At 41.4% G+C, this 19,983-nt stretch carries 22 protein-coding genes; 17 read left to right on the forward strand and 5 right to left on the reverse strand.

Annotation, left to right across the window (positions count from 1 at the left end):
• The first annotated feature begins 102 nt into the window (after window positions 1-102).
• The 4 genes from H70737_RS12355 to H70737_RS29780 all read left to right on the forward strand — a co-directional run bounded on the left by H70737_RS12355 (window position 103) and on the right by H70737_RS29780 (window position 3,493).
• Window positions 103-441: a winged helix-turn-helix transcriptional regulator gene (locus tag H70737_RS12355; protein WP_042187604.1), complete on the forward strand. Its 339-nt coding sequence runs from the start codon at window positions 103-105 to the stop codon at window positions 439-441.
• 81 nt (window positions 442-522) lie between these two features.
• Complete coding sequence (locus H70737_RS12360; protein ID WP_149644280.1) at window positions 523-915, forward strand: hypothetical protein; 393 nt, start codon at window positions 523-525, stop codon at window positions 913-915.
• A 143-nt stretch (window positions 916-1,058) separates the two neighbouring features.
• Complete coding sequence (locus tag H70737_RS12365) at window positions 1,059-1,421, forward strand: BlaI/MecI/CopY family transcriptional regulator (RefSeq protein WP_042187606.1); 363 nt, start codon at window positions 1,059-1,061, stop codon at window positions 1,419-1,421.
• Between the two features lie 2 nt (window positions 1,422-1,423).
• A complete protein-coding gene (locus tag H70737_RS29780) occupies window positions 1,424-3,493 on the forward strand; it encodes a M56 family metallopeptidase (protein ID WP_052404265.1) in 2,070 nt (689 codons plus the stop codon).
• Between the two features lie 910 nt (window positions 3,494-4,403).
• On the opposite strand, the gene H70737_RS31470 is transcribed toward H70737_RS29780, so the two are convergent.
• The gene (locus H70737_RS31470; protein WP_256716290.1) at window positions 4,404-4,538 is read right to left on the reverse strand and encodes a hypothetical protein; all 135 of its coding nucleotides are present in this window, start codon (window positions 4,536-4,538) and stop codon (window positions 4,404-4,406) included.
• Window positions 4,539-4,754: 216 nt separating this feature from the next.
• Here H70737_RS31470 and H70737_RS12375 point away from each other — a divergent pair, with 216 nt between their 5' ends.
• The 5 genes from H70737_RS12375 to H70737_RS12395 are packed head-to-tail and all read left to right on the forward strand — an operon-like array spanning window position 4,755 to window position 9,412.
• Window positions 4,755-5,768 (forward strand): ABC transporter substrate-binding protein, encoded by a 1,014-nt coding sequence (locus H70737_RS12375; protein WP_042187607.1) that lies wholly within the window; start codon window positions 4,755-4,757, stop codon window positions 5,766-5,768.
• 22 nt (window positions 5,769-5,790) lie between these two features.
• Window positions 5,791-6,798, forward strand: coding sequence for a FecCD family ABC transporter permease (locus tag H70737_RS12380; protein WP_042187611.1), 1,008 nt, complete (start codon window positions 5,791-5,793; stop codon window positions 6,796-6,798).
• Complete coding sequence (locus H70737_RS12385; RefSeq protein ID WP_231573437.1) at window positions 6,791-7,828, forward strand: FecCD family ABC transporter permease; 1,038 nt, start codon at window positions 6,791-6,793, stop codon at window positions 7,826-7,828. The genes H70737_RS12380 and H70737_RS12385 overlap by 8 nt, the downstream gene beginning before the upstream one ends.
• 19 nt (window positions 7,829-7,847) lie before the next feature.
• A complete protein-coding gene (locus tag H70737_RS12390; RefSeq protein ID WP_042187613.1) occupies window positions 7,848-8,648 on the forward strand; it encodes an alpha/beta hydrolase in 801 nt (266 codons plus the stop codon).
• Window positions 8,649-8,668: 20 nt separating this feature from the next.
• Window positions 8,669-9,412, forward strand: coding sequence for an alpha/beta hydrolase (locus H70737_RS12395; RefSeq protein WP_042187615.1), 744 nt, complete (start codon window positions 8,669-8,671; stop codon window positions 9,410-9,412).
• A gap of 57 nt (window positions 9,413-9,469) precedes the next feature.
• Here H70737_RS12395 and H70737_RS12400 read toward each other — a convergent pair whose 3' ends face one another.
• The gene (locus H70737_RS12400) at window positions 9,470-10,003 is read right to left on the reverse strand and encodes an SRPBCC domain-containing protein (protein WP_042187617.1); all 534 of its coding nucleotides are present in this window, start codon (window positions 10,001-10,003) and stop codon (window positions 9,470-9,472) included.
• Window positions 10,004-10,021: 18 nt separating this feature from the next.
• A complete protein-coding gene (locus tag H70737_RS12405) occupies window positions 10,022-10,354 on the reverse strand; it encodes an ArsR/SmtB family transcription factor (RefSeq protein ID WP_042187619.1) in 333 nt (110 codons plus the stop codon).
• A gap of 342 nt (window positions 10,355-10,696) precedes the next feature.
• Here H70737_RS12405 and H70737_RS12410 point away from each other — a divergent pair, with 342 nt between their 5' ends.
• The 7 genes from H70737_RS12410 (at window position 10,697) to mnhG (ending at window position 17,290) form a co-directional block, all read left to right on the forward strand.
• Window positions 10,697-11,335 carry a universal stress protein gene (locus tag H70737_RS12410; protein ID WP_231573438.1) on the forward strand — a complete coding sequence of 213 codons (639 nt, stop codon included), beginning with the start codon at window positions 10,697-10,699 and terminating at the stop codon, window positions 11,333-11,335.
• A 126-nt stretch (window positions 11,336-11,461) separates the two neighbouring features.
• Window positions 11,462-14,326 carry a Na+/H+ antiporter subunit A gene (locus tag H70737_RS12415; RefSeq protein WP_042193797.1) on the forward strand — a complete coding sequence of 955 codons (2,865 nt, stop codon included), beginning with the start codon at window positions 11,462-11,464 and terminating at the stop codon, window positions 14,324-14,326.
• Entirely contained in the window at window positions 14,326-14,664 is a 339-nt protein-coding gene (locus tag H70737_RS12420; RefSeq protein ID WP_042187622.1) for a Na(+)/H(+) antiporter subunit C, read from the forward strand. The genes H70737_RS12415 and H70737_RS12420 overlap by 1 nt, the downstream gene beginning before the upstream one ends.
• Window positions 14,661-16,139 carry a Na+/H+ antiporter subunit D gene (locus H70737_RS12425; protein ID WP_042187623.1) on the forward strand — a complete coding sequence of 493 codons (1,479 nt, stop codon included), beginning with the start codon at window positions 14,661-14,663 and terminating at the stop codon, window positions 16,137-16,139. The genes H70737_RS12420 and H70737_RS12425 overlap by 4 nt, the downstream gene beginning before the upstream one ends.
• A 5-nt stretch (window positions 16,140-16,144) precedes the next feature.
• Window positions 16,145-16,618, forward strand: coding sequence for a Na+/H+ antiporter subunit E (locus tag H70737_RS12430; RefSeq protein ID WP_042187625.1), 474 nt, complete (start codon window positions 16,145-16,147; stop codon window positions 16,616-16,618).
• Window positions 16,618-16,911, forward strand: coding sequence for a Na(+)/H(+) antiporter subunit F1 (locus H70737_RS12435; RefSeq protein WP_042187626.1), 294 nt, complete (start codon window positions 16,618-16,620; stop codon window positions 16,909-16,911). Before H70737_RS12430 ends, H70737_RS12435 begins: the two co-directional genes overlap by 1 nt.
• Window positions 16,886-17,290: a monovalent cation/H(+) antiporter subunit G gene (gene mnhG / locus H70737_RS12440; RefSeq protein ID WP_042187627.1), complete on the forward strand. Its 405-nt coding sequence runs from the start codon at window positions 16,886-16,888 to the stop codon at window positions 17,288-17,290. Before H70737_RS12435 ends, mnhG begins: the two co-directional genes overlap by 26 nt.
• A 113-nt stretch (window positions 17,291-17,403) precedes the next feature.
• On the opposite strand, the gene H70737_RS12445 is transcribed toward mnhG, so the two are convergent.
• Window positions 17,404-17,781 carry a PilZ domain-containing protein gene (locus tag H70737_RS12445; RefSeq protein WP_042187629.1) on the reverse strand — a complete coding sequence of 126 codons (378 nt, stop codon included), beginning with the start codon at window positions 17,779-17,781 and terminating at the stop codon, window positions 17,404-17,406.
• A gap of 119 nt (window positions 17,782-17,900) precedes the next feature.
• The gene (locus H70737_RS12450) at window positions 17,901-18,482 is read right to left on the reverse strand and encodes a TetR/AcrR family transcriptional regulator (protein WP_042187630.1); all 582 of its coding nucleotides are present in this window, start codon (window positions 18,480-18,482) and stop codon (window positions 17,901-17,903) included.
• Window positions 18,483-18,711: 229 nt separating this feature from the next.
• On the opposite strand from H70737_RS12450, the gene H70737_RS12455 reads away from it, so the two are divergent.
• Entirely contained in the window at window positions 18,712-19,971 is a 1,260-nt protein-coding gene (locus H70737_RS12455; protein ID WP_442950252.1) for an MFS transporter, read from the forward strand.
• Window positions 19,972-19,983 lie beyond the last annotated feature (12 nt).

Consider the following 19,983-nt stretch of genomic DNA (forward strand, 5'->3'; position numbering starts at 1 on the left):
TTAGGTATAAAAGAAATTCTGCACAGTACGCACTTTTTTCGTACTAGGTACGATTGTTCGTACTAGCTGTGAAATAGAATAACTATCGAAAGAGATGATCACATGGATTTACTTGAGCCGAGATTGGCCGGAGTGCTTACAACGCTTGATAAGATCGGTGGAAAGTGGAAGCCGCTCATTTTATTTATTTTATTGATAGATGGTACCAAACGATTTGGCGAACTGCGACGGATCATTCCAGATGTCTCTCAAGGGACATTAACGAAGCAACTACGGGAGCTTGAAGAGGATCAACTTATCGATCGTGTGATTTTTCATGAGCTTCCATTGAGGGTGGAATATAGTATTTCAGAACATGGCAAATCACTAATTACTGTTTTGGATAGCATGTGTGGCTGGGGAAGGATGCATCAGGAGTATTTAAATAATACAAATAAGTAAGGGGCGGACATTATTATAAATACTATTTTGCAGGACCCAACGGGTCAGGCCTATAAGACGCTGATACAGGTAGCTATGGAAGTGTGTGATGAATTTATTTTGGTCAAACGGGATCAGATGGAGTTAGAGTCAGAAGGATATGAACTATTGGAACGGTTACAGCCTTTTCTCAAAGAGATCGTCAAAGATGATTATTGGCCGGGAACTCGGCTTATGGGACATTATGCAGATGTTTATTATTTTAGATGTTCACCGGATGCGGTCGATATCCTACTATCCTATTCTACGAGCTTGTACTCATGGGTGCAGACTAGAGTGCCCGATGATCTTTGTTTTTTAAGACAGGGGCAACCGTGGTTAATCAATACAGCTCATGAGCGAGAAAGCCATATTGTAACTGATGTAGAAGAGGTGCTTAACAGACTAGAAGAGAGCGGACTATTGTTCCGTGACTTATCTGTGTTTTATCCTTAATAAAGATAACAATGAGGCGATGTTTGCAAAGACATAGTCTCTTTTTTTGTACTGGAAATTTTTGTAGACAAAACGGTCTACAAGTTGTAAACTCTAATTCAAATGGAAGGTCTAGGAATTGTAGACCAACGGGAGGCACAAGGTTGAAGGATCTCAGACTGACCGAAATGGAAGGTAGATTTGCGGAATTAATATGGGATCATGAACCGATTCCGTCAGGGAATCTGGTGAAGTTATGTGAATCCGAGCTCAACTGGAAGAAATCTACGACGTATACGATGTTAAAAAGACTTGAAGCTAAAGAGATTTTTAAAAATGATAATGGTGTGGTAGGTTCTCTTATCAAAAAGGATGACTTTTATGCGGAGCAGAGCAAGGCGTTTGTGAAGGAAACCTTCGGCGGTTCGTTACCCAAATTTTTGGCTGCTTTCACAAAGAGCCGGAAATTAAGCGACAGCGAAATTGATGATGTTCTAAGACTAATCCATGAGCATAAGGAGGAGTAACGGTGGAACAGCTGTTTGAACAACTTTTAAACATGAGCATTACGGGAAGTTATGTGATTGTGTTTATCATCGTGGCACGGCTGTTCTTAAGAAAAGTTCCCAAAATATTCTCCTATGCCTTATGGTCTGTGGTTTTGATCCGACTCCTGTGTCCGTTCTCGATTGAGAGTATATTTAGTTTTATCCCATCTGAAGTACAGAACTCACCTCTAAATAAGCTATACACACAAACGCCTCAAATCCAAAATGTAATCAACACATCCGAGCAAGCCGTAAATAATATATCAGCCGTACCTATCTCCTCTTCACCTGCTGCACCAAGTGGTATAATCCCTTCAAATCCTTCAGATGCGTGGATTAACATAGGCCAATATATATGGTTGATCGGGATTGGGCTGCTGCTCATCTACAGCATTGCTGCCACTGTTCGACTTTCACGAAACTTAAGAGCCGCAACCCCTCTTTTCGAAAATGTATATGAACATAACGGCATCTCCACACCTTTTGTATTCGGCTTCCTTAAGCCTAGAATATACCTTCCAAACTGTCTGTCCGATCATGAAAAAGCTTATATCATCAAACACGAGCAAGTGCACATACACAGATGCGACCACATCATAAAACCTCTCGCGTTCGCTGTTCTGTGTATACATTGGTTTAATCCAGTGGTTTGGCTTGCTTTTTATCTGATGAGTGATGATATGGAGAAATCCTGTGACGAAAGCGTCATAAGACAGATGGGCAGCGGAATCAAAAAGGAATATTCGACCTCACTCTTGTCCTTATCTACTGGAAGACGATTTATTAGCGGTTCACCGCTTGCCTTTGGAGAGAGCAACACGAAAGGGCGGATAAAAAATATTTTAAATTACAAAAAACCAGCCTTTTGGGTTGTTTTAGTCGCAATCATAGTCGTGGCTGCGCTGTGTGTCGGACTCATAAGTAATCCGAAAAATGATCCATTAACCGTAAAGGATTATGCCGAGCAATTTATGGAGCAGAACATTACGAACTATGAGAATAGTACAAATGTTAAGATGGTTGACAGTAAAATTACTAAGCTTGAAAAAATAGCGTCATTCGACGATCTGTTTGCAACACCCTTGCAAATTTGGAGTTTAGAATATCGCTTGAAACCGGATGATCCAGCTAAGCTGAAGATGACGGAAAATGTGGTTGATGGATTTATCACCGAAGAAGGAAGCATGGGAAAACCGATACTTATTTTTTCCATTATGAATTCAACACCACAATATTTGGGCGTAATCAGGAGTGGAGAGAATGACATATCCACACCAGCCGGTCAGGAAATTGCAGTGCGTGTGTTTCTTGAAGCAAACCATCACCTTCCGCATGAAACTTATAGTGGGAAGCATATTCTAGTGAAATTCCCCTTAACGACAGGCGAAACAAGCCAACTGTTGTTATCCCAACCTGTTATTCAAGGAGATTCAGGAATTTGGAGCGTAGAACGCTGGAAGGATTCGAATGGAAATGAATATTACAATACACCTCAAACTGATGTTATGATAGCTGAATATTATGCCCGTCTGCAGACATTAGCTGATCAGGGGGAGGAGCCAGCACTACTTGATCCTTTACAGGTCGCCATGAATTATATAAGCAATGATATTGGAATGGGTCAGCATGTTAAGCTGGATCAGCTTGTGGTGGACTATGAGGCTACAGCTGATGATTTTGCGATCACACCCGAGAGTATATTAATGGGCTATGTTTTTAATCTTAGCCTGGAGAATCATTCCTTTGATTTTGATAACATTGAATGGCTAACAATGGAGGATTCCGCTCGCTTTAAAGGGTTGAATATTAATCCAGATGAGGATATGCCCAATGGATTTTATATCCTCAACAAATATACGTATACCGATCCATTAGAGGTTACAGAGGATACGAGATATTCTATAGTTGATGCTAATGCGGGTGCTCTAAAAGAAGTAAGCAAGCAGGAGTTTATTGAATATTTCAAGCAATATACTGATTTTCTGCCCCCGTGTGTGATTACTAAAAAAGACGGATATGTCACCAGCATTGCTGAGAAATATATGCCGTAATTTATACGCTGATGAAAAAGTTGAATTTATATTTAAGCGCAGAAGAACCCGCACTTGGTGCGGGTTCTTCTGCATGTTTTTCAGCATGTTTTTCTGCATGTTTTTCAGCATGTTTTTCAGCATGTTTTTCAGCATGTTTTTCAGCATGTTTTTCAGCATGTTTTTCAGCATGTTTTTCAGCATGTTCTTCAGCATGTTCTTCAGCATGTGTATCGGCGCTGGCTCGTTTAGGTTACCTTCGGCACAATGTATTCGGTTTTTCGCATACATTTGGCTTATTACGTTAGCTTTGGCACATTGTATTCGGTTTTTCGCATACATTTGTCTTATTTACGTTAGCTTCTGCACAATGTATTCGGTTTTTCACATACATTTGTCTTATTTACGTTAGCTTCTGCACAATGTATTCGGTTTTTCACATACATTTGGCTTATTACGTTACCTTCGGCAAATTGTATTCGGTTTTAAGCATACATTTGTCTTATTTACGTTACTGTCGGCACATTGTATTCGGTTTTTCGCATACATTTGGCTTATTACGTTAGCGTCGGCACAATGTATTCGGTTTTTCGCATACATTTGGCTCGTTTAGGTTACCTTCGGCACAATGTATTCGGTTTTTCGCATACAATTGGCTCCTTTACGTTACCGTCGGCACATTGTATTCGGTTTTTCGCATACATTTGTCCGTAAGCTCGACTAAAACATGTATTTTAAGGATTTAAGGTTCGCTCGGTCCGTCATCCCAAAGAGGCGTGTGCTTAATTAAAAACAGGGCTCCCCATGGCCAACAGTTGAATATAGGCCCATCCCTTGAGTTCATTTCACATTTCTCCGCAATCTAGAAATTTTAAAAATTCTATTATAGCAAGCATAAACGCCTTCGGTGTTCTTAATAGGATGGTAGAGTCTAGGCCACTGGCAGACCCAACTGTTTACGAAACTTATTCCGAACTACGACAGAGAGTGCATCTAGCTCGACAAGCTCTGCCAGAGCATACGCCTCTTGAAGACCAACCTGCATTAGATGCAGTACATGTGACACGGATGCACAGCCAGCTCGATTTCCTTTTTTAACAATTACGTCATCTGCGGAAATTTCTCCCTTTATAATGATCTGACAATTTACAAAATTTCATATATTTAAAGAAATCTATTGATAATTATTCTCATATGATTTAATATGATAACGATTATCATTATCATTATCATTACTTTGCTATAAAGAATGATAAAAAAAATAGAGATGGGGAGATAGAAAATGAATCAGAAAAAAGTTTTATTAGCAGGGGTATCAGCGGTTTTAGCTTTGAGTTTGGCGGCATGCGGTAACAATGAAAAGGATAACGCAGCTTCAAAAAGTGCAAATAATTCCGCCGTAGCAGCAGAGGGAAATGCAAACAACAAAGGAAATACGGCTCAGGAGGCAGTTGCCACTGAACAAACCATTACATATCTAGGTAAGGATTATGTTGTACCTACAGAGATTCACAATATCGTAGCTGCAAGTCTGGAATCTATGGAAGATGCTGCAATTCTAGGAGTGAAACCTGTAGGCGTGCTAGCCATAGCAAATGCCATTCCAGCTTATTTATCAACTGAATTAGCGGGTGCATCTTTAGTGGGGGATAAATTTGCTCCAAGTAATGAGGCGATCTTGCAGCTAGATCCAGATGTTATTTTAGGGTCTTCCAAGTTTGGTGAAGATGTGTCGGGTGCGCTTAATAAAATTCAAACGATGATTCCTTATTCACATATCTCAACGAATTGGAAAGATAATCTGCTTTTACTAGGTCAATTATCCGGAAAGACCTCAGAAGCAGAAAAGATTATTAGCGATTATGAAGCAAAAGCTGCTAGTGCAAAGGCTGACATTGGAGAAAAGTTGAAAGATAAATCAATTCTAGTTATTCGTATTCGTGAGGGTAGTATGTGTGTGTACCCAGCGGGTGTTTACCTGAATCCGGTTATTTACGAAGATTTAGGTGCTACCATTCCCGAAGTAATAACAACTACTAAAGCTCAAGCTGAGCTTTCACTAGAAGCTTTAGCGGAAATTAATCCGGACTATATTTTCTTGCAGTTTGAGACCAGCGAGAATACGGATAATGCAACGGCACTTGATGATTTACTTAAGAATCCGATCTTCAAAAGCGTAAATGCAGTCAAAAACAATCATGTCTTTGTAAATGCAATTGATCCGTTGGCGCAAGGTGGTACAGCTTGGTCTAAAGTAAGATTCCTGGATGCTGCAATTGAAAATCTCTTGAAGTAAAACCGAAGGTGCGATGAATAAGATGAATACAAAAAATTGGAAAGTTATATTGATCCTATCAACTTCTCCATTATTCATCGTATTAGCAATGGTTGTATCCGTCTTATATGGTGTTAAGGATATTGGAATAGTAACAATCTGGCAGGCGATTACACACTTCGATGCAAATAATGTGGACCACAACATTATTATGACATCTAGATTACCGCGTGTAATCGCCGCTTTATTAGTTGGAGCGGCACTGGCTGTTTCAGGGGCGTTAATGCAAGGCGTTACACGGAATTATCTTGCATCACCATCGATTATGGGAGTAAATGACGGATCGGCATTTGTTATTACGTTGGCTATGGTGTTTTATCCTGGATTATCGAATGTTCATATGATTCTTTTATCCATGGTGGGTTCTGCTATCGGAGCGGGTTTGGTTTTCGGATTTGGCTCATTGGTCAAAAACGGCTTATCTCCAGTCAGACTAGCCATTATTGGTACTGTAATTGGTACATTTTTAAGTAGTATTGCCTCAGCAGTAGCGATGTTTTTTCAAGTCTCACAAAATGTTAGCGTTTGGTATAGCTCGAAAATACATACTGTAAATCCAGATATGCTAATATTGTCCATTCCTTTTATTATCGTTGGTCTGCTCTTGGCAGTTAGTATTTCTAAATCTGTAATGGTTGCCTCCCTAGGGGATGAAACGGCGATTAGCTTGGGTCAACGGACAAAATGGGTGAAGATTATCAGTATTTTATCTGTTATATGTCTGACCGGGACAGCAGTGGCCTTAGTAGGTAAGATTGCCTTTGTAGGTCTAATCATTCCTCATATTACACGTTTTATCGTTGGTATCGACTATCGTTTCATCATTCCTTGCTCAGCAGTCATTGGGGCTGTTTTTTTAGCATTTTGTGATGTCTTAAGCCGGTATATTAACTTTCCGTTTGAGACGCCAATTGGCGTTGTGACAGCCTTTATTGGAATCCCGTTCTTCCTTTATTTAATTCGGGTTAAAGGGGGAGAGCAACGTGGATAGAGGCAGAATACAGTTTAGTCGCTATATATTGACGCTATTAGCTTTTATCCTGCTAACACTTGTGGCGGGGTATTTTCATCTAACGAATGGCGCTTTTGATATGTCTGTCATGGATGTGATAAAAACACTGCTGCGAATAGATCCCAATCCTAAATTTGACCTGGTTATTTTTCAATTTCGACTACCACGGATCATTATTGCGTCATTAGTAGGCATAGGTCTGGGGATGGCTGGAACGGTCATTCAAGGCATTACCCGAAACGGGCTGGCTGATCCAGGCATCCTTGGAATTAATGCCGGTGCCGGAGCTGCCATCGTTGCATTTATGTTTTTCTTTCAGATGTCAGGGGTTACTTTTTTTAAAGAAAGCTGGTTTTCGATACTAGCCATGCCTCTCTTTGGTTTTGTGGGGGGGCTTGCCGCAGTTGTGGTTATCTTTATTTTCTCTTGGCGGAATGGTGCACTTGATATGCAACGTTTGATATTGACAGGGATCGCGATAAGCAGTGGTTTTGGGGCGTTGTCGTTGTATCTATCTCTAAAAATGAATGCTAGTGATTATGAAATGGCTGCGGTATGGAGTGTCGGAAGTATTTACAGCGCGAATTGGACTTATATCATAATGATCACACCTTGGGTGCTGATTTTAGGATTTGTGATGTATCGAAAAAGCTATTTGCTCAATTATTTTCAATTGGAGGATTCCAGCACAAAAAGCTTGGGGATCTCCGTAGAAAAAGAAAAGCTGATCTTTCTGTTATGCAGTGTGGGGATTGTAAGTGTCTGTGTATCTGTATCCGGTTCTATAGGTTTTATAGGATTGATGGCTCCTCACATCGCCAGAAGATTAGTAGGGATTAATCACCGCTATATTATGTTATCCAGTGCAGTGGTTGGGATGTTCTTGCTTGTGATCTCGGATTATTTTGCCAAAACATTATTTCAGCCAGCAGAGTTGCCTGTGGGAATAGTCGTTTCCATTATTGGCATTCCCTATTTCTTATATTTATTAGCCAAGTCAAGAGTGTAGGGGAGAGTGAGCAGCACATATGTCAACACAAGTTGAACTCGAACGCACAGAATCATGGAAGCTAGAATCTCAGTATATGGGCTACACGTATGATATAAAGGTCTCAATTCCGAGAGAAGAGGCCCCTGAGCATGGATTTCCCGTCTATTATATGCTCGATGGTAATTCATATTTTCAATTGGGCCGGGATGTTGTGAAATTGCAGTCAAGAAATGCGCCGAAAACTTTGATTGCACCAGCCATCGTGATTGGCATTGGGCATTATGGTTCAGATGATGAGGTCTCCAAAAGAAGATTTTATGATTTCACGCCTCCTGCGAAGCAGTATGTATATCCGGATCGATTGAAAAATGCTGACATAGGACCACATGGTGGTGCTGAAAAGTTCCTATCTTTTTTAGAGTTAGAGTTAATGCCCCTGGTCTCTGAAAAATATAATATCGATCAGCATAAGCAAGTTTTGTTTGGTCACTCATTAAGCGGGTTGTTTGTCCTCTGGACGCTGTTCACTCGTGCCGAGCTATTCCAGTATTATTTGGCCTCTAGCCCCTCGATTTGGTGGAATGATCATGAAATCTTGGCGTATGCGGAGGCGTTTTATAAGAAGGGTCAAACGATAAGATCCGAGAAAAGAAAGCTATTGATCACAGTGGGCAGTGAAGAGGCGTTTATGGTCGATGATGCTAAAGGATTATTTTCAAAATTGTGTGAGTATTCTTTGTCTGATTTGCAGGTTGAGCATTACATAGCGCCAGATGAAAACCACGCGTCAGTAGTACCGACCATCATGAGCAGAGCGTTCCGTATGTTGAATTGTTAAGGAAGGGGCTATGATGCAGGATGATGTTAGGAAAAATTACTGCTTTTGAACATATGGGGCGACAAATTATCGTGTATCTCCCTAAAGCATATCATTTGTTTACTGAGCGAAGCTTCCCGGCGGTTTTCTTACAGGATGGCGATTTCTTGTTCAAAGAGTCGATTGCTGATATAGAAAGGGATGTGGAGGAGGGGATTACAGAGCCGGTTATTTTTATCGGGATTGATTCTCAGCTTCGTAATGATGAATATACACCTTGGGAAATGCCTGCACTTTTTAAGGATTGGTCCTTTGGGGGCAAGGGGGATGATTATTTGGATTACGTATATAAGGAACTGGTCCCGCATATAATTCGTTCCTTTCGCATCTCTCATGAGCCGGGCAAATTGGCATTAGGCGGTGTATCACTAGGTGGGTTAATAAGTATGTACGCGATGTACAAGACAGAGTCTGTTTTTGATAATTTTATATACATATCCGCGTCTGTGTGGTTTAAAGATTTTATACATTATATGGAGAATTCAAAGTTAGATAGGGAATGCAAAGTCTATATGTATGTAGGTGAAGAGGAAGGTATCCAGAAGACTAATGCACAGAAGGACATGGTGCCTAATAGTAAACGTGCTTTTGATATTTTAAAAGAGAAGATAGATGGAGCTGATCAGCGGGTGATGTTTGAGACAGATCCATTAGGCACGCATAATGACACGTTTTTTCTGCAATATTTTCCGAGTAGCATCAGGTTCTTATTTCCCACAAAATGAATAAAAGGACGAGCAGGAGAGAGTATCCTTGCATCGTCCTTTTTATCTTATCTTCTCTTAGCTATGCTTCTGTATATTCTCAAGATGTACGTCCAAATTATCAAAGGTTTGTGAAATACCCGGTAGCATCCCCATATCAATCACTTGTTGTAACGCTTCTGGAGAAGCGTATTTACCGGTGTTAACCAGCTTCGTTTGACCATCCAGCTCGATAAAATCTAGTTGGACTAGTGTTTCGGGCAGATCTTTTGAAATATTACCTTCTGCATCTGAGAACCCGTCCGTGTAAATAATTTGCTCTGGAATCGAAATTTCCCGATAAATCGCCTTACCCCAAGACTCCATACCGTAGAAATCTCCCTGACTCTTATCCTCGCACTTCATGCAATAATGCCAAGTACCTCCTGGCCGAAAATCGACATGGCATACGGGAAGTGTCCAGCCTTTTGGCCCCCACCAATGCTTCAAATGCTCAGCCTCAGAAAAAGCTTTAAAAACTAGCTCACGTGGAGCTTTAAAAATACGCTCTAATATTAGAGTGCTGCCTTCAACTTTGGATACTAGTTGGTTGGTTTGGTTAGAATTTGTCATTGGATAAATCCTCCTCGTTTAATTTTCATTATCTAATTCCTTGCTTTGAAGCTTCTGCAAATAATCATCCAGTCGATCGTAGCGTTCCTCCCACATATGACGGTAGGATTCTAACCAAGTATCTAATTCCTTAAAAGGGTCAGGGCGGAGCTTGCAAATGCGCCGATTAGCAACAGCTTGAACTTCAATAAGGCCTGCTTCACTGAGAACACGCAAATGCTTGGACGCTTGAGGCTGACGCAACTGAAGACTTTCTGCGATCTCTCCAACGGTTAGGGGATTCTCGCGTAATAATTCAACGATCTGCATACGATTAGGCTCTGCTAAAGCACTCATTACGTTAGTATTCATAAACAAGCATCACTTCGATTCATTGATTTGATTCGGATTTCATATGACGGGCCGTGATGGAGCGACTAAACAGGCCTACTTCCTTGTATTTCCTGTTTGCATTTACAATATACCATTAAGTGAATATTCCTGTAAAGGGATATTTAAATTTTCATTGTATGATAACTTCAAAAAAAGGGCATAGTACAAGCATCACGTAGAAATATGTTCCATGATAACCATTAAACTTTACAAAAAACATAGGAATAGATATAATTAAGTATAACTTATCGGTTTTAGATTTACGCAAGGGGCCTAACGCCAGTAGGCTCCTTTTGTATTTCTTGGCCATGTTACAGGAGGGTGAAGGTCATACACAATGAAAAGATTATGGTTTGTGTTCATTATGGTCCGCATGGGGAACGTTTAATCCGGCGTGGTGTGCAACTATCTGAAATAATAGGGGCCCCATTGTTTGTATTAAATGTCGATAGTTCGGACAATGATGAATATAATCAGAGCAAAGAAATGTATATGACGGTTTGGAAACGTCTTGCCGATGAAGCTGGCGCAGAATTTATCATTCGGAAACGTGAAGGCCGAAAAACAACTGATATTATTGTAGAAGTAGCTGAAAAGAATGAGGTTACACAGATCGTCATTGGACAATCTGCTCAGACTCGATGGCAGGAGCTTACCAAACGCAATTTCATCAATGAACTCATTGGTAAAATGAAAATGATGGATCTGCATGTAGTCGCCGTTCAACGGATGCGCGCCGGGCTGGAAGAAACCCATGAGGAAGGCGTAATCGCCTACCTGGTCAAAATCGGGGATGAGTATCAGCTCAGTGATGAACCTAAGGGAGAGTATTCGCTTAAAGGAAAGTTCTTTCACGAATTACACACAGAATTTGAGAACGGTTTATTCAGAATTGAGCAAGAAGATGGAAAGGCTAGATATTTGCATATTTGTGATGGCACATTGACCGATTCTTTATAATCGGCGTGCCCTTATCTTCATGAGGGCCTATTATTAAGGGCCCTTCCAATCATATGATCTTTGGCTTTTGGTAAAAAAGTAAGTACTAAAGTTCACAACTTGATAAGCTCAAGTGGAAAAGGAGGACTGCCTTTGCTGCATGTAATCATACTTGTTCCGTTTCTAATGGCCTTAGTAATCGCACTTTTGACCAAGAGAGCATCCAACCTTCATAGAGGATGGCTTGTTTTCCCCGGTTCACTCGCTTTGTTTGTATATTTTTTAACCCGGATTCCCGTTATTAAGGGAGGGGATTTGGGATATGAAACCGTTTCATGGATTCCTTCCCTAGGCATTGATTTGGTTTTCCATCTGGATGGATTAAGTTTACTGTTCGCTTTGTTAATCACTGGAATGGGTAGTCTTGTAATTATCTATTCGATTTATTATCTAGACAAGCGAAAAGAAGCGTTGACCCCTTTTTATATTTATTTAATGTTGTTTATGGGAGCGATGCTTGGCGTTGTGCTCTCGGATAACTTGATGGTGTTATACGGTTTTTGGGAATTAACAAGTGTCTCGTCATTTCTGTTGATTGCTTTCTGGCATCGGCGGCAAAAATCGCGGTATGGTGCTCTTAAATCTATGTTGATTACCGTATTTGGTGGTTTAGCGATGTTTGCCGGCTTTTTAATGCTTTATGTAATGACAGGCACCTTTAGTATCAGGGAAATTTGGAGTGAGGTTGGCGATATTAGCGGGCATGCTTTATTTATTCCGGCGATGCTACTAATTCTCTTAGGCGCCTTCACCAAATCAGCTCAGTTCCCGTTTCATATCTGGCTGCCGGATGCCATGGAGGCACCGACACCCGTCAGCGCATATCTTCACTCGGCGACGATGGTTAAAGCTGGATTGTATCTTGTCGCCCGTTTCAGCCCTGTTTTTGCGGGGCAATATGAGTGGTTCTGGGTTGTGTCAGGCGTCGGTTTGATCACCTTGATTTATGGCTCTATCCAGGCGATGAAGCAGACGGACCTGAAGGCTCTATTAGCCTATTCAACGATTAGTCAACTTGGACTGATTATGGGATTGCTAGGAATGGGATCGGCAGCGGCATTTTATGCAGGGGAAGATTCAGTCTTTTACACTGCTGCAACAACTGCGGCTATCTTTCACCTTATTAACCATGCCATCTTTAAAGGCTCTTTGTTTATGATGGTCGGTATAGTTGACCATGAGACGGGTACCCGCGACCTGCGAAAGCTGGGCGGACTGATTTCCATTATGCCGGTTACCTTTACGGTAGCGATGATCGGCAGTTTCTCCATGGCTGGTTTGCCGCCATTTTCAGGATTTTTAAGTAAAGAGATGTTTTTTACAGCTGTCCTGAATATCCGAAACTTGGATATATTCTCTATTCCCTCGTTGTTTACGCTCTTCCCGGTTTTGGCCTGGATTGCCAGCGTGTTTACTTTTGCATACAGTATGATTTTGGTATTCCACACCTTTTTCGGAAAATATCAGCCTGAGAAGCTGGACAAAAAACCGCATGAAGCCCCATTTGGACTTCTGCTTGCCCCGTGCCTGCTAGCAGTGCTGTCTATATTTATCGGTTTTTTCCCGAATATATTATCTAATACACTTATAATCCCTGCAATGAATGCTATACACCCTATCTTGCAGACCGGGGAACCTTTTGTTGTGAATATCCATTTCTGGCACGGCTGGACACCAGAAGTATGGATGACACTTGGTGTTGTGATTCTTGGTATTACTGTATACCGAATCTATGGCCGCTTAAGTCTGGTCGATAAAGAATGGGGCAGTGGCTACACTTTAAATCAAGTCTATGACGGAGTAATCCGGCTGGTTGAGAAATTGTCTAGATGGGTGACTAGTTCTTATATGACTGGTTCCATGAGACATTATTTAATGTATATTTTTTCCTTCTTGATCGTAACGATTTGCGGTGTCGTCTGGTATTCAGATGGAATTACACTTGGTACGACTGAGTATACTCCTTTTTCTTTGTTTGAGGTTATTGCTGTAATGGTTTTGCTTCTAGGTGCTTTAGCTATTCCGTTTGTGCGTTCCAGAATAACAGCCATTTTGTTAACAGGAATGGTTGGTTATATGGTTACATTGCTCTTTGTTCTGTTCAGAGCTCCTGATCTGGCGCTTACGCAAATGATTGTTGAAGTGGTATCTGTTACATTGTTCCTATTATGTTTCAGGCATTTGCCTAGGCTGGAAAAAGAGAAGCTCAAACCTCGTGCGCATTTCCTGAAACTAACTATTTCCATCGGGATGGGCGTAACGATGACATTGGTTGCACTTGCTGCTCTAGGCAGTAGTCCGTTCGAATCCATCTCGAAATATTATGTGGAGAATAGCTATACTTTGGGTGGCGGTAAAAATATTGTCAATGTTCTGCTCGTTGATTTCCGCGGCTTTGATACCATGTTTGAAATAACAGTACTAGGCCTTGCCTCACTTGCTATTTATTCCATGATCAAGCTGCAGTTGGATGGAGAGGGTACAGCAGACCAACTGAAGAGGGTTGTTCCCTATAATAAGCCTCGTTATTCCCGAAGTGATGATGTGTTACTGCAAGCGGTAGCTAAAGTAGCATTCGTTATCATTCTGATATTTTCGTTGTTTTTGTTTTTTGCCGGTCATAATAATCCGGGAGGCGGATTTATTGGGGCTTTGATGGCTTCTGCAGGTTTGGTGCTACTTGCTATTACTTTTGGGATGGATATGGTTGAGAAAGTGCTGCCTATTAATTATCGTAAGTTAATTGCGATCGGGATTTCGATTGCTTTTCTTACCGGGGTTGGCTCATTTATATTCGACGTACCCTTCCTGAGCCAAAATTTTGGGTATTTCCAATTGCCGCTTATGGGCAAAACAGAATTAACCACTGCAATGTTCTTTGATCTTGGTGTTTATCTAGCTGTTATTGGTGTCACTATGAATATCATACTTACGATCGGGAGGGATAACTAATGGAGCTTGTTGTTGCCTTGGCGATCGGTGTATTGTTTTCCGTAGGTGTTTATCTAGTCCTTTCCAAAAGCTTGCTACGCATCCTGCTGGGTACTAATTTAATTACCCATGGTGTTCATTTACTGCTACTGACAATGTCGGGTCTCAAGACAGGTGCTCCACCTTTGCTAGGTGAAAAAGCGGAGGCGTATGTAGATCCGTTACCGCAGGCGCTCATTTTGACCTCTATTGTAATTAGTTTTGGAGTAACAGCATTCTTCATTGTTTTGGCATACCGGACTTACCGTTCGACGGGCACGGATGATGTGGAAGGAACCAAGGAGGAGAGACAACAATGAACAACTTGCTAGTGCTGCCTCTGCTGATTCCGGCCTTTACGGCAGTTATACTGATTTTTCTAAAAGACCGAGTGGATCTGCAACGTATTATCAGTGCCGTCAGTGTGTTTTTAAATATCTTGGTTGCTGGAATCATTGTGTACCAGGTAAGTACAAAGGGCATCCAGACCCTATATATGGGTGGATGGCTTCCACCTTATGGCATTGTGTTTGTTGCCGATATGTTTGCGGCCTTACTTGTGCTAGTCGGTGCTATTGTTGGTGCGGCATGTCTATTTTTTTCCTTCGCCAGCATTGGGGAAGAAAGAGAAAGGTTTTATTACTATCCGTTTTTCCATTTTCTATTAACTGGGGTATTTGGCTCCTTTCTCACCGGAGATTTGTTTAACTTGTTCGTCTGCTTTGAGGTCCTGTTAGTTGCCTCGTACGCTTTAATTGTACTTGGTGGCTCCAAAGGTCAACTGAGAGAGACGTTAAAATATGTATTAGTTAACGTGATTTCCTCTTCCTTGTTTGTAGCAACGCTTGCTTATTTATATGCCGCAACAGGAACACTGAATATGGCACATCTATCTATGCGTGTAGCAGAGGCGGGACAAGGTGGTGTAATGAACGTCATTGCGGTCCTGCTGCTGATCGTATTTTCGATAAAGGCAGGTTTGCTGCTCTTTTTCTGGCTTCCGGATTCTTATAGTGCACCACCTGTGGCTGTTAGAGCACTGTTTGGAGCATTGTTAACGAAAGTGGGATTGTATGCCATTACACGTACCTTTACATTGATTTTTATTCAAGAACCGGGACTCACCCATTCACTGATTGCCTGGATGGCGGGAGCGACGATGATCCTTGGTGCAATCGGTGCACTGGCTTACAACGATCTGGGGCGGATTTTTAATTATAATATCATCATCAGTGTTGGATTTATTGCTTTTGGGATTTCTGTCGCGACTCAGGATTCGTTAAATGGTGTAGTGTTTTATTTAATGCATGACATGGTTGCCAAAGCATTATTATTTTTCCTGGGCGGGATGATTATCTCAGCATCGGGCACCGACCGCTTAAAAGAAATGGGTGGTTTAATCCGACGCTATCCGTGGACCGGCTGGATGTTCTTCGTACTGACTTTGGCGTTGGTTGGTGTTCCACCACTTAGTGGTTTCGCTGGAAAAGTGATGATGGTGCGTAGCGGATTTGGACAGAATCATGTGGCTCTGGCACTAATTGCACTTGCATCAAGCTTCATAGTGTTATATTCCTTGATCAAGGTATTCCAGCAGGTATTCTGGGGTGGCGAGAAAAGGGAAGAACAAGTCAAACCGCTTCATTATAAAGCTATGATGGCACCGGCAGCTGTTCTGTTCGCGATTGTAATTCTGATGGGTGTAGGTGCTGAGACGGTAAACGGATATGTCAGCCAAGCCGGAGCCGTACTGGCCGATCCAGCATTATACATTAACGCTGTCATGAAGGAGTAGATACTATGGCTTTTCAACTATTATTGAATTTCATGATAGCATTCCTGTGGATGTTTCTGCACAATGATTGGACTGGGCCACGTTTCGTCATTGGTTTCCTGCTCGGTATACTCATTCTGCTCGGAATGCGACGCTTTTGGCCCAGGCTATATCTTGGAAAAGTGTGGGCGATCATTAAGCTAATCCTGTTGCTGCTGCGGGAGCTGGTCGTTTCTAGTTATGTAGTGGTAAAAGCCGTTCTAAGACCGGAGCTTAATATACGTCCAGCTATCCTCAAATATACTACAGAGCTGAAATCAGATTGGGAAGTGGCAACGTTAATCACGATGCTCTGCCTCACTCCTGGATCGGTGGTGCTTGAAGTGTCGGATGATAATCGGACATTGTATATTCACGCAATGGATGTTGATGACCCTGCACAGTTCAGGGCAAATATCCGTGATACCTTTGAGCGAGCGATACTGGAGGTGACCCGCTAATGATTCATTTTATTCTTATGCTATCCATTACAATCATGGCTTTAGCTATAGGCGTATGTGCTTGGCGTTTGGTGAAAGGACCTTCTTTACCTGACCGAGTCGCTGCATTAGATACGATTGGAATTAATCTGCTAGCAATGGTGGCCGTGTTATCTGTCTTTCTCCAAACGCAGGCTTTTATAGAAATTATTTTATTGATTGGAATTCTTTCCTTTATTGGAACGACAGCCTTTGCCAGATATATCGAAAAGGGAGTGGTGCTAGAAAATGGAAATGATCAAGACTACAGGTGAGTTGCTGTTTGCCTTGTTAATTCTTACAGGGGCATTGCTTAGCGCCGTTAGTGCTATTGGTTTGATACGGCTACCTGATGTTTATCTAAGATCACATGCTGCCGCGAAGAGTGCCACTCTCGGTGTGTTATGTGTCTTAGTTGGGGCATTTCTATATTTTGCATTTTTTCAGAATCATATTAGTGCAAAGCTATTACTAGGAATTGTCTTTGTATTTATAACTGCACCTTTATCCGCCCACCTAACAGGTAGAGCGGCATATCGCTCCGGTGTTCCTCATTGGGATCGAAGAATTCAGGATGATTTAAAAGAGGTGCTGGAGAAAGAGCAAGTTATACCAGTAACCCCTGAACGAGATATACCTCAAGAACAAAGGTAGAAGTGTTAGGAATTATCTTGATTTTGAATAACAGCAGCAAAAACTGTAACAAACCCGCGTCTACACGCGGGTTTGTTTTTTTATTAATGGAGTACTATTCTTTTGTTAACATCTCAACGAACCAATATTTTACCTTCTCCAGCGAGCCTGCGTAGCACCCTCGGAAGACACTCAATGTCTGCTTCAGGTATGTCTAATTGAATACCGTAATGGAAACAGTCCTGCTGTTCTCTATTCCATTTTAGAATTCCTTCTAAGTAAATAGATTCATCCGTAAGATTCATTTCCATACCAATCCGTACCAGGTTATTTTCTGGATTAATGTTGAGGGGTAACGATAAGTGGCAGCCTGTTCGACTGATGTTGAACAGTACAGCTCTTACAGGCTTAGAAGGAACCTGGATTCCGTTAATACTAAGAATATGAAGATCAAGGGTTACAGGTTCTTTAAGGGTATATCGAAAAGGTTCAGTTCTGCGATTAGTGTTCATATGCTCCTCCATACTTTTCCATCTACTATAAATTATCGACAGGAAAACAGGATTAGTGAAGAGTTATTAAACATATTAAAGTTTCAAAGTTACAAAAGCTGCATATCTAATTTTTGATTTTATCGTAACAATGTAAGTATTTCTTTTACAGAATTATCTACAAATGATCTTTCAGGACGGGATTTCATGATCACAGTAAGTCCAATTAATGATATGACTAGTGTCTGCGCTAAACTTTTTGCGTTAATAGTTGAATCAAGCTCACCTGAGCGCAAACCCCGATCAATCGTTTCTTGAAATATTACCGAGAGATACATCTGGTGTTCTCTTGTCAGGAGCTCAAATTTCTCATCGTGGGGTGAAAGTTCAACCATCGAATTAATGCAAAAGCATCCCCAGTTCGGATGTTGTCCATATTCTTTTGTCACTATATTTTCGAAAAAGTCACGGAATGCCTCTTTAACAGAAGAATTGTTTTGAAGCTTGTTACGAACATAGGCAGCATGAGAACTCGTATATTTCCGCAACGCAGCTTCAAATAGTCCTTTTTTATCTCCGAAGGTAGAGTAGATGCTAGGCCGCTGAATACCCATTCTTGATGTCAGGTCGCTTAAAGAGGTAGCCTCGAACCCTTTTTCCCAAAATACTTGCATAGCTGCATCCAATGCTTTTTCCTCATCAAATTCACGTGGTCGAGCCATACTAACTCCCTCTTTTCATATCGAACGGTATGATATTATTTTATGGTTTGAATATTATTATGTCAATAAGAAATGAACGTATAAATAGTCGGATTCTAATTTTTGGTTGTTCTATAAGCTAATCTCTTGACAGTTATCTTTTTTTAGAGTTATATTTGTCAAACGTATTTACGTACTGATTGGTATGTAATGTATGAATTTGATAAAAGTTAATCAGGAGGCGTTATCTTTGGGGGAATCTGTTGAGGAATCGAAAGCTATTATAGCGGATCAAACAGTCAAAAAAACTGAAAAAGTACGAGGAGGGCTTAGAGCGTCGGAACCAGTGCCTGTATCAATAATATCTCGTAATGTGGCACTTTTATTTTCCATCGCCTGCGGAATAGTTGTTGCTAACATTTATTATGCGCAGCCTTTACTGGACGCTATTTCGAACGAGTTTGGTATTTCTCATTCATTCGTTGGACTTGTTATTACAATCACTCAAATTTTTTATGCACTTGGACTGTTATTACTAGTGCCTCTGGGTGATCTATTAAATCGGCGTTGGCTGATCGCTGGACAGATGCTTCTATCCGTATTGGCTTTAATTGTCGTTGGTACTGCCACCAGCAGTATAGTGTTATTCATAGGTATAGCAGCGGTTGGGTTTCTAGCCGTAGTGACACAGACGCTCGTTGCATTCGCGGCAACTTTGGCTGCTCCAGCCGAACGTGGGCGTGTCGTTGGTGTTGTGACAAGTGGAATCGTAATTGGTATTCTACTGGCGCGAACTTTCGCTGGCGTATTAATGGATTTAGCAGGTTGGCGTTCTGTCTACCTTGTTTCCGCGGTATTAACACTAATCATGGCATGTGTATTGTTTCGGGTGTTGCCAAATTATGAGCATAAAAGAGAATCATTATCTTACCTACAGCTGATTCGTTCAATGTTCACGTTGTTTGCTCAGGAACGAACTCTTAGAATCCGTGCTGCACTAGCCATGATGATTTTTACTGCTTTCAGTATATTATGGACATCTCTAGTATTACCTCTCAGCGCCCCACCGTTTTCTCTTTCACATACTGCAATTGGAGCGTTTGGTCTCGCAGGTGTTGCAGGCGCGTTAGCAGCAGCGCGAGCAGGTCGCCTCGCCGATCGGGGTTTAGGGCAGAAGACCACAGGTGTAGCCTTGATTCTTTTGCTCATATCATGGTTGCCAATAAGTTATGTTCAACATTCTCTTATTGCATTAATCGTTGGTATTATCCTTCTTGATCTTGCAGTACAAGCCGTACATGTCACCAATCAGAGCATGATCCTTACTTTGCGACCTGAGGCACGCAGTAGGCTTACTGCCGGTTACATGATTTTTTATTCCATTGGCAGCGCCACTGGATCGATCGCATCTACGAGTATCTATGTTTACTTTGGCTGGAACGGAGTGAGTTTGTTAGGTGCAATTGTGAGTGCTCTGGCTCTTCTTTTTTGGTTATTAACAAAGGAGTAACTGAAGGGATGA

It is taken from the genome of Paenibacillus sp. FSL H7-0737 (genome assembly GCF_000758545.1).
GTDB lineage: Bacteria > Bacillota > Bacilli > Paenibacillales > Paenibacillaceae > Paenibacillus_AQ.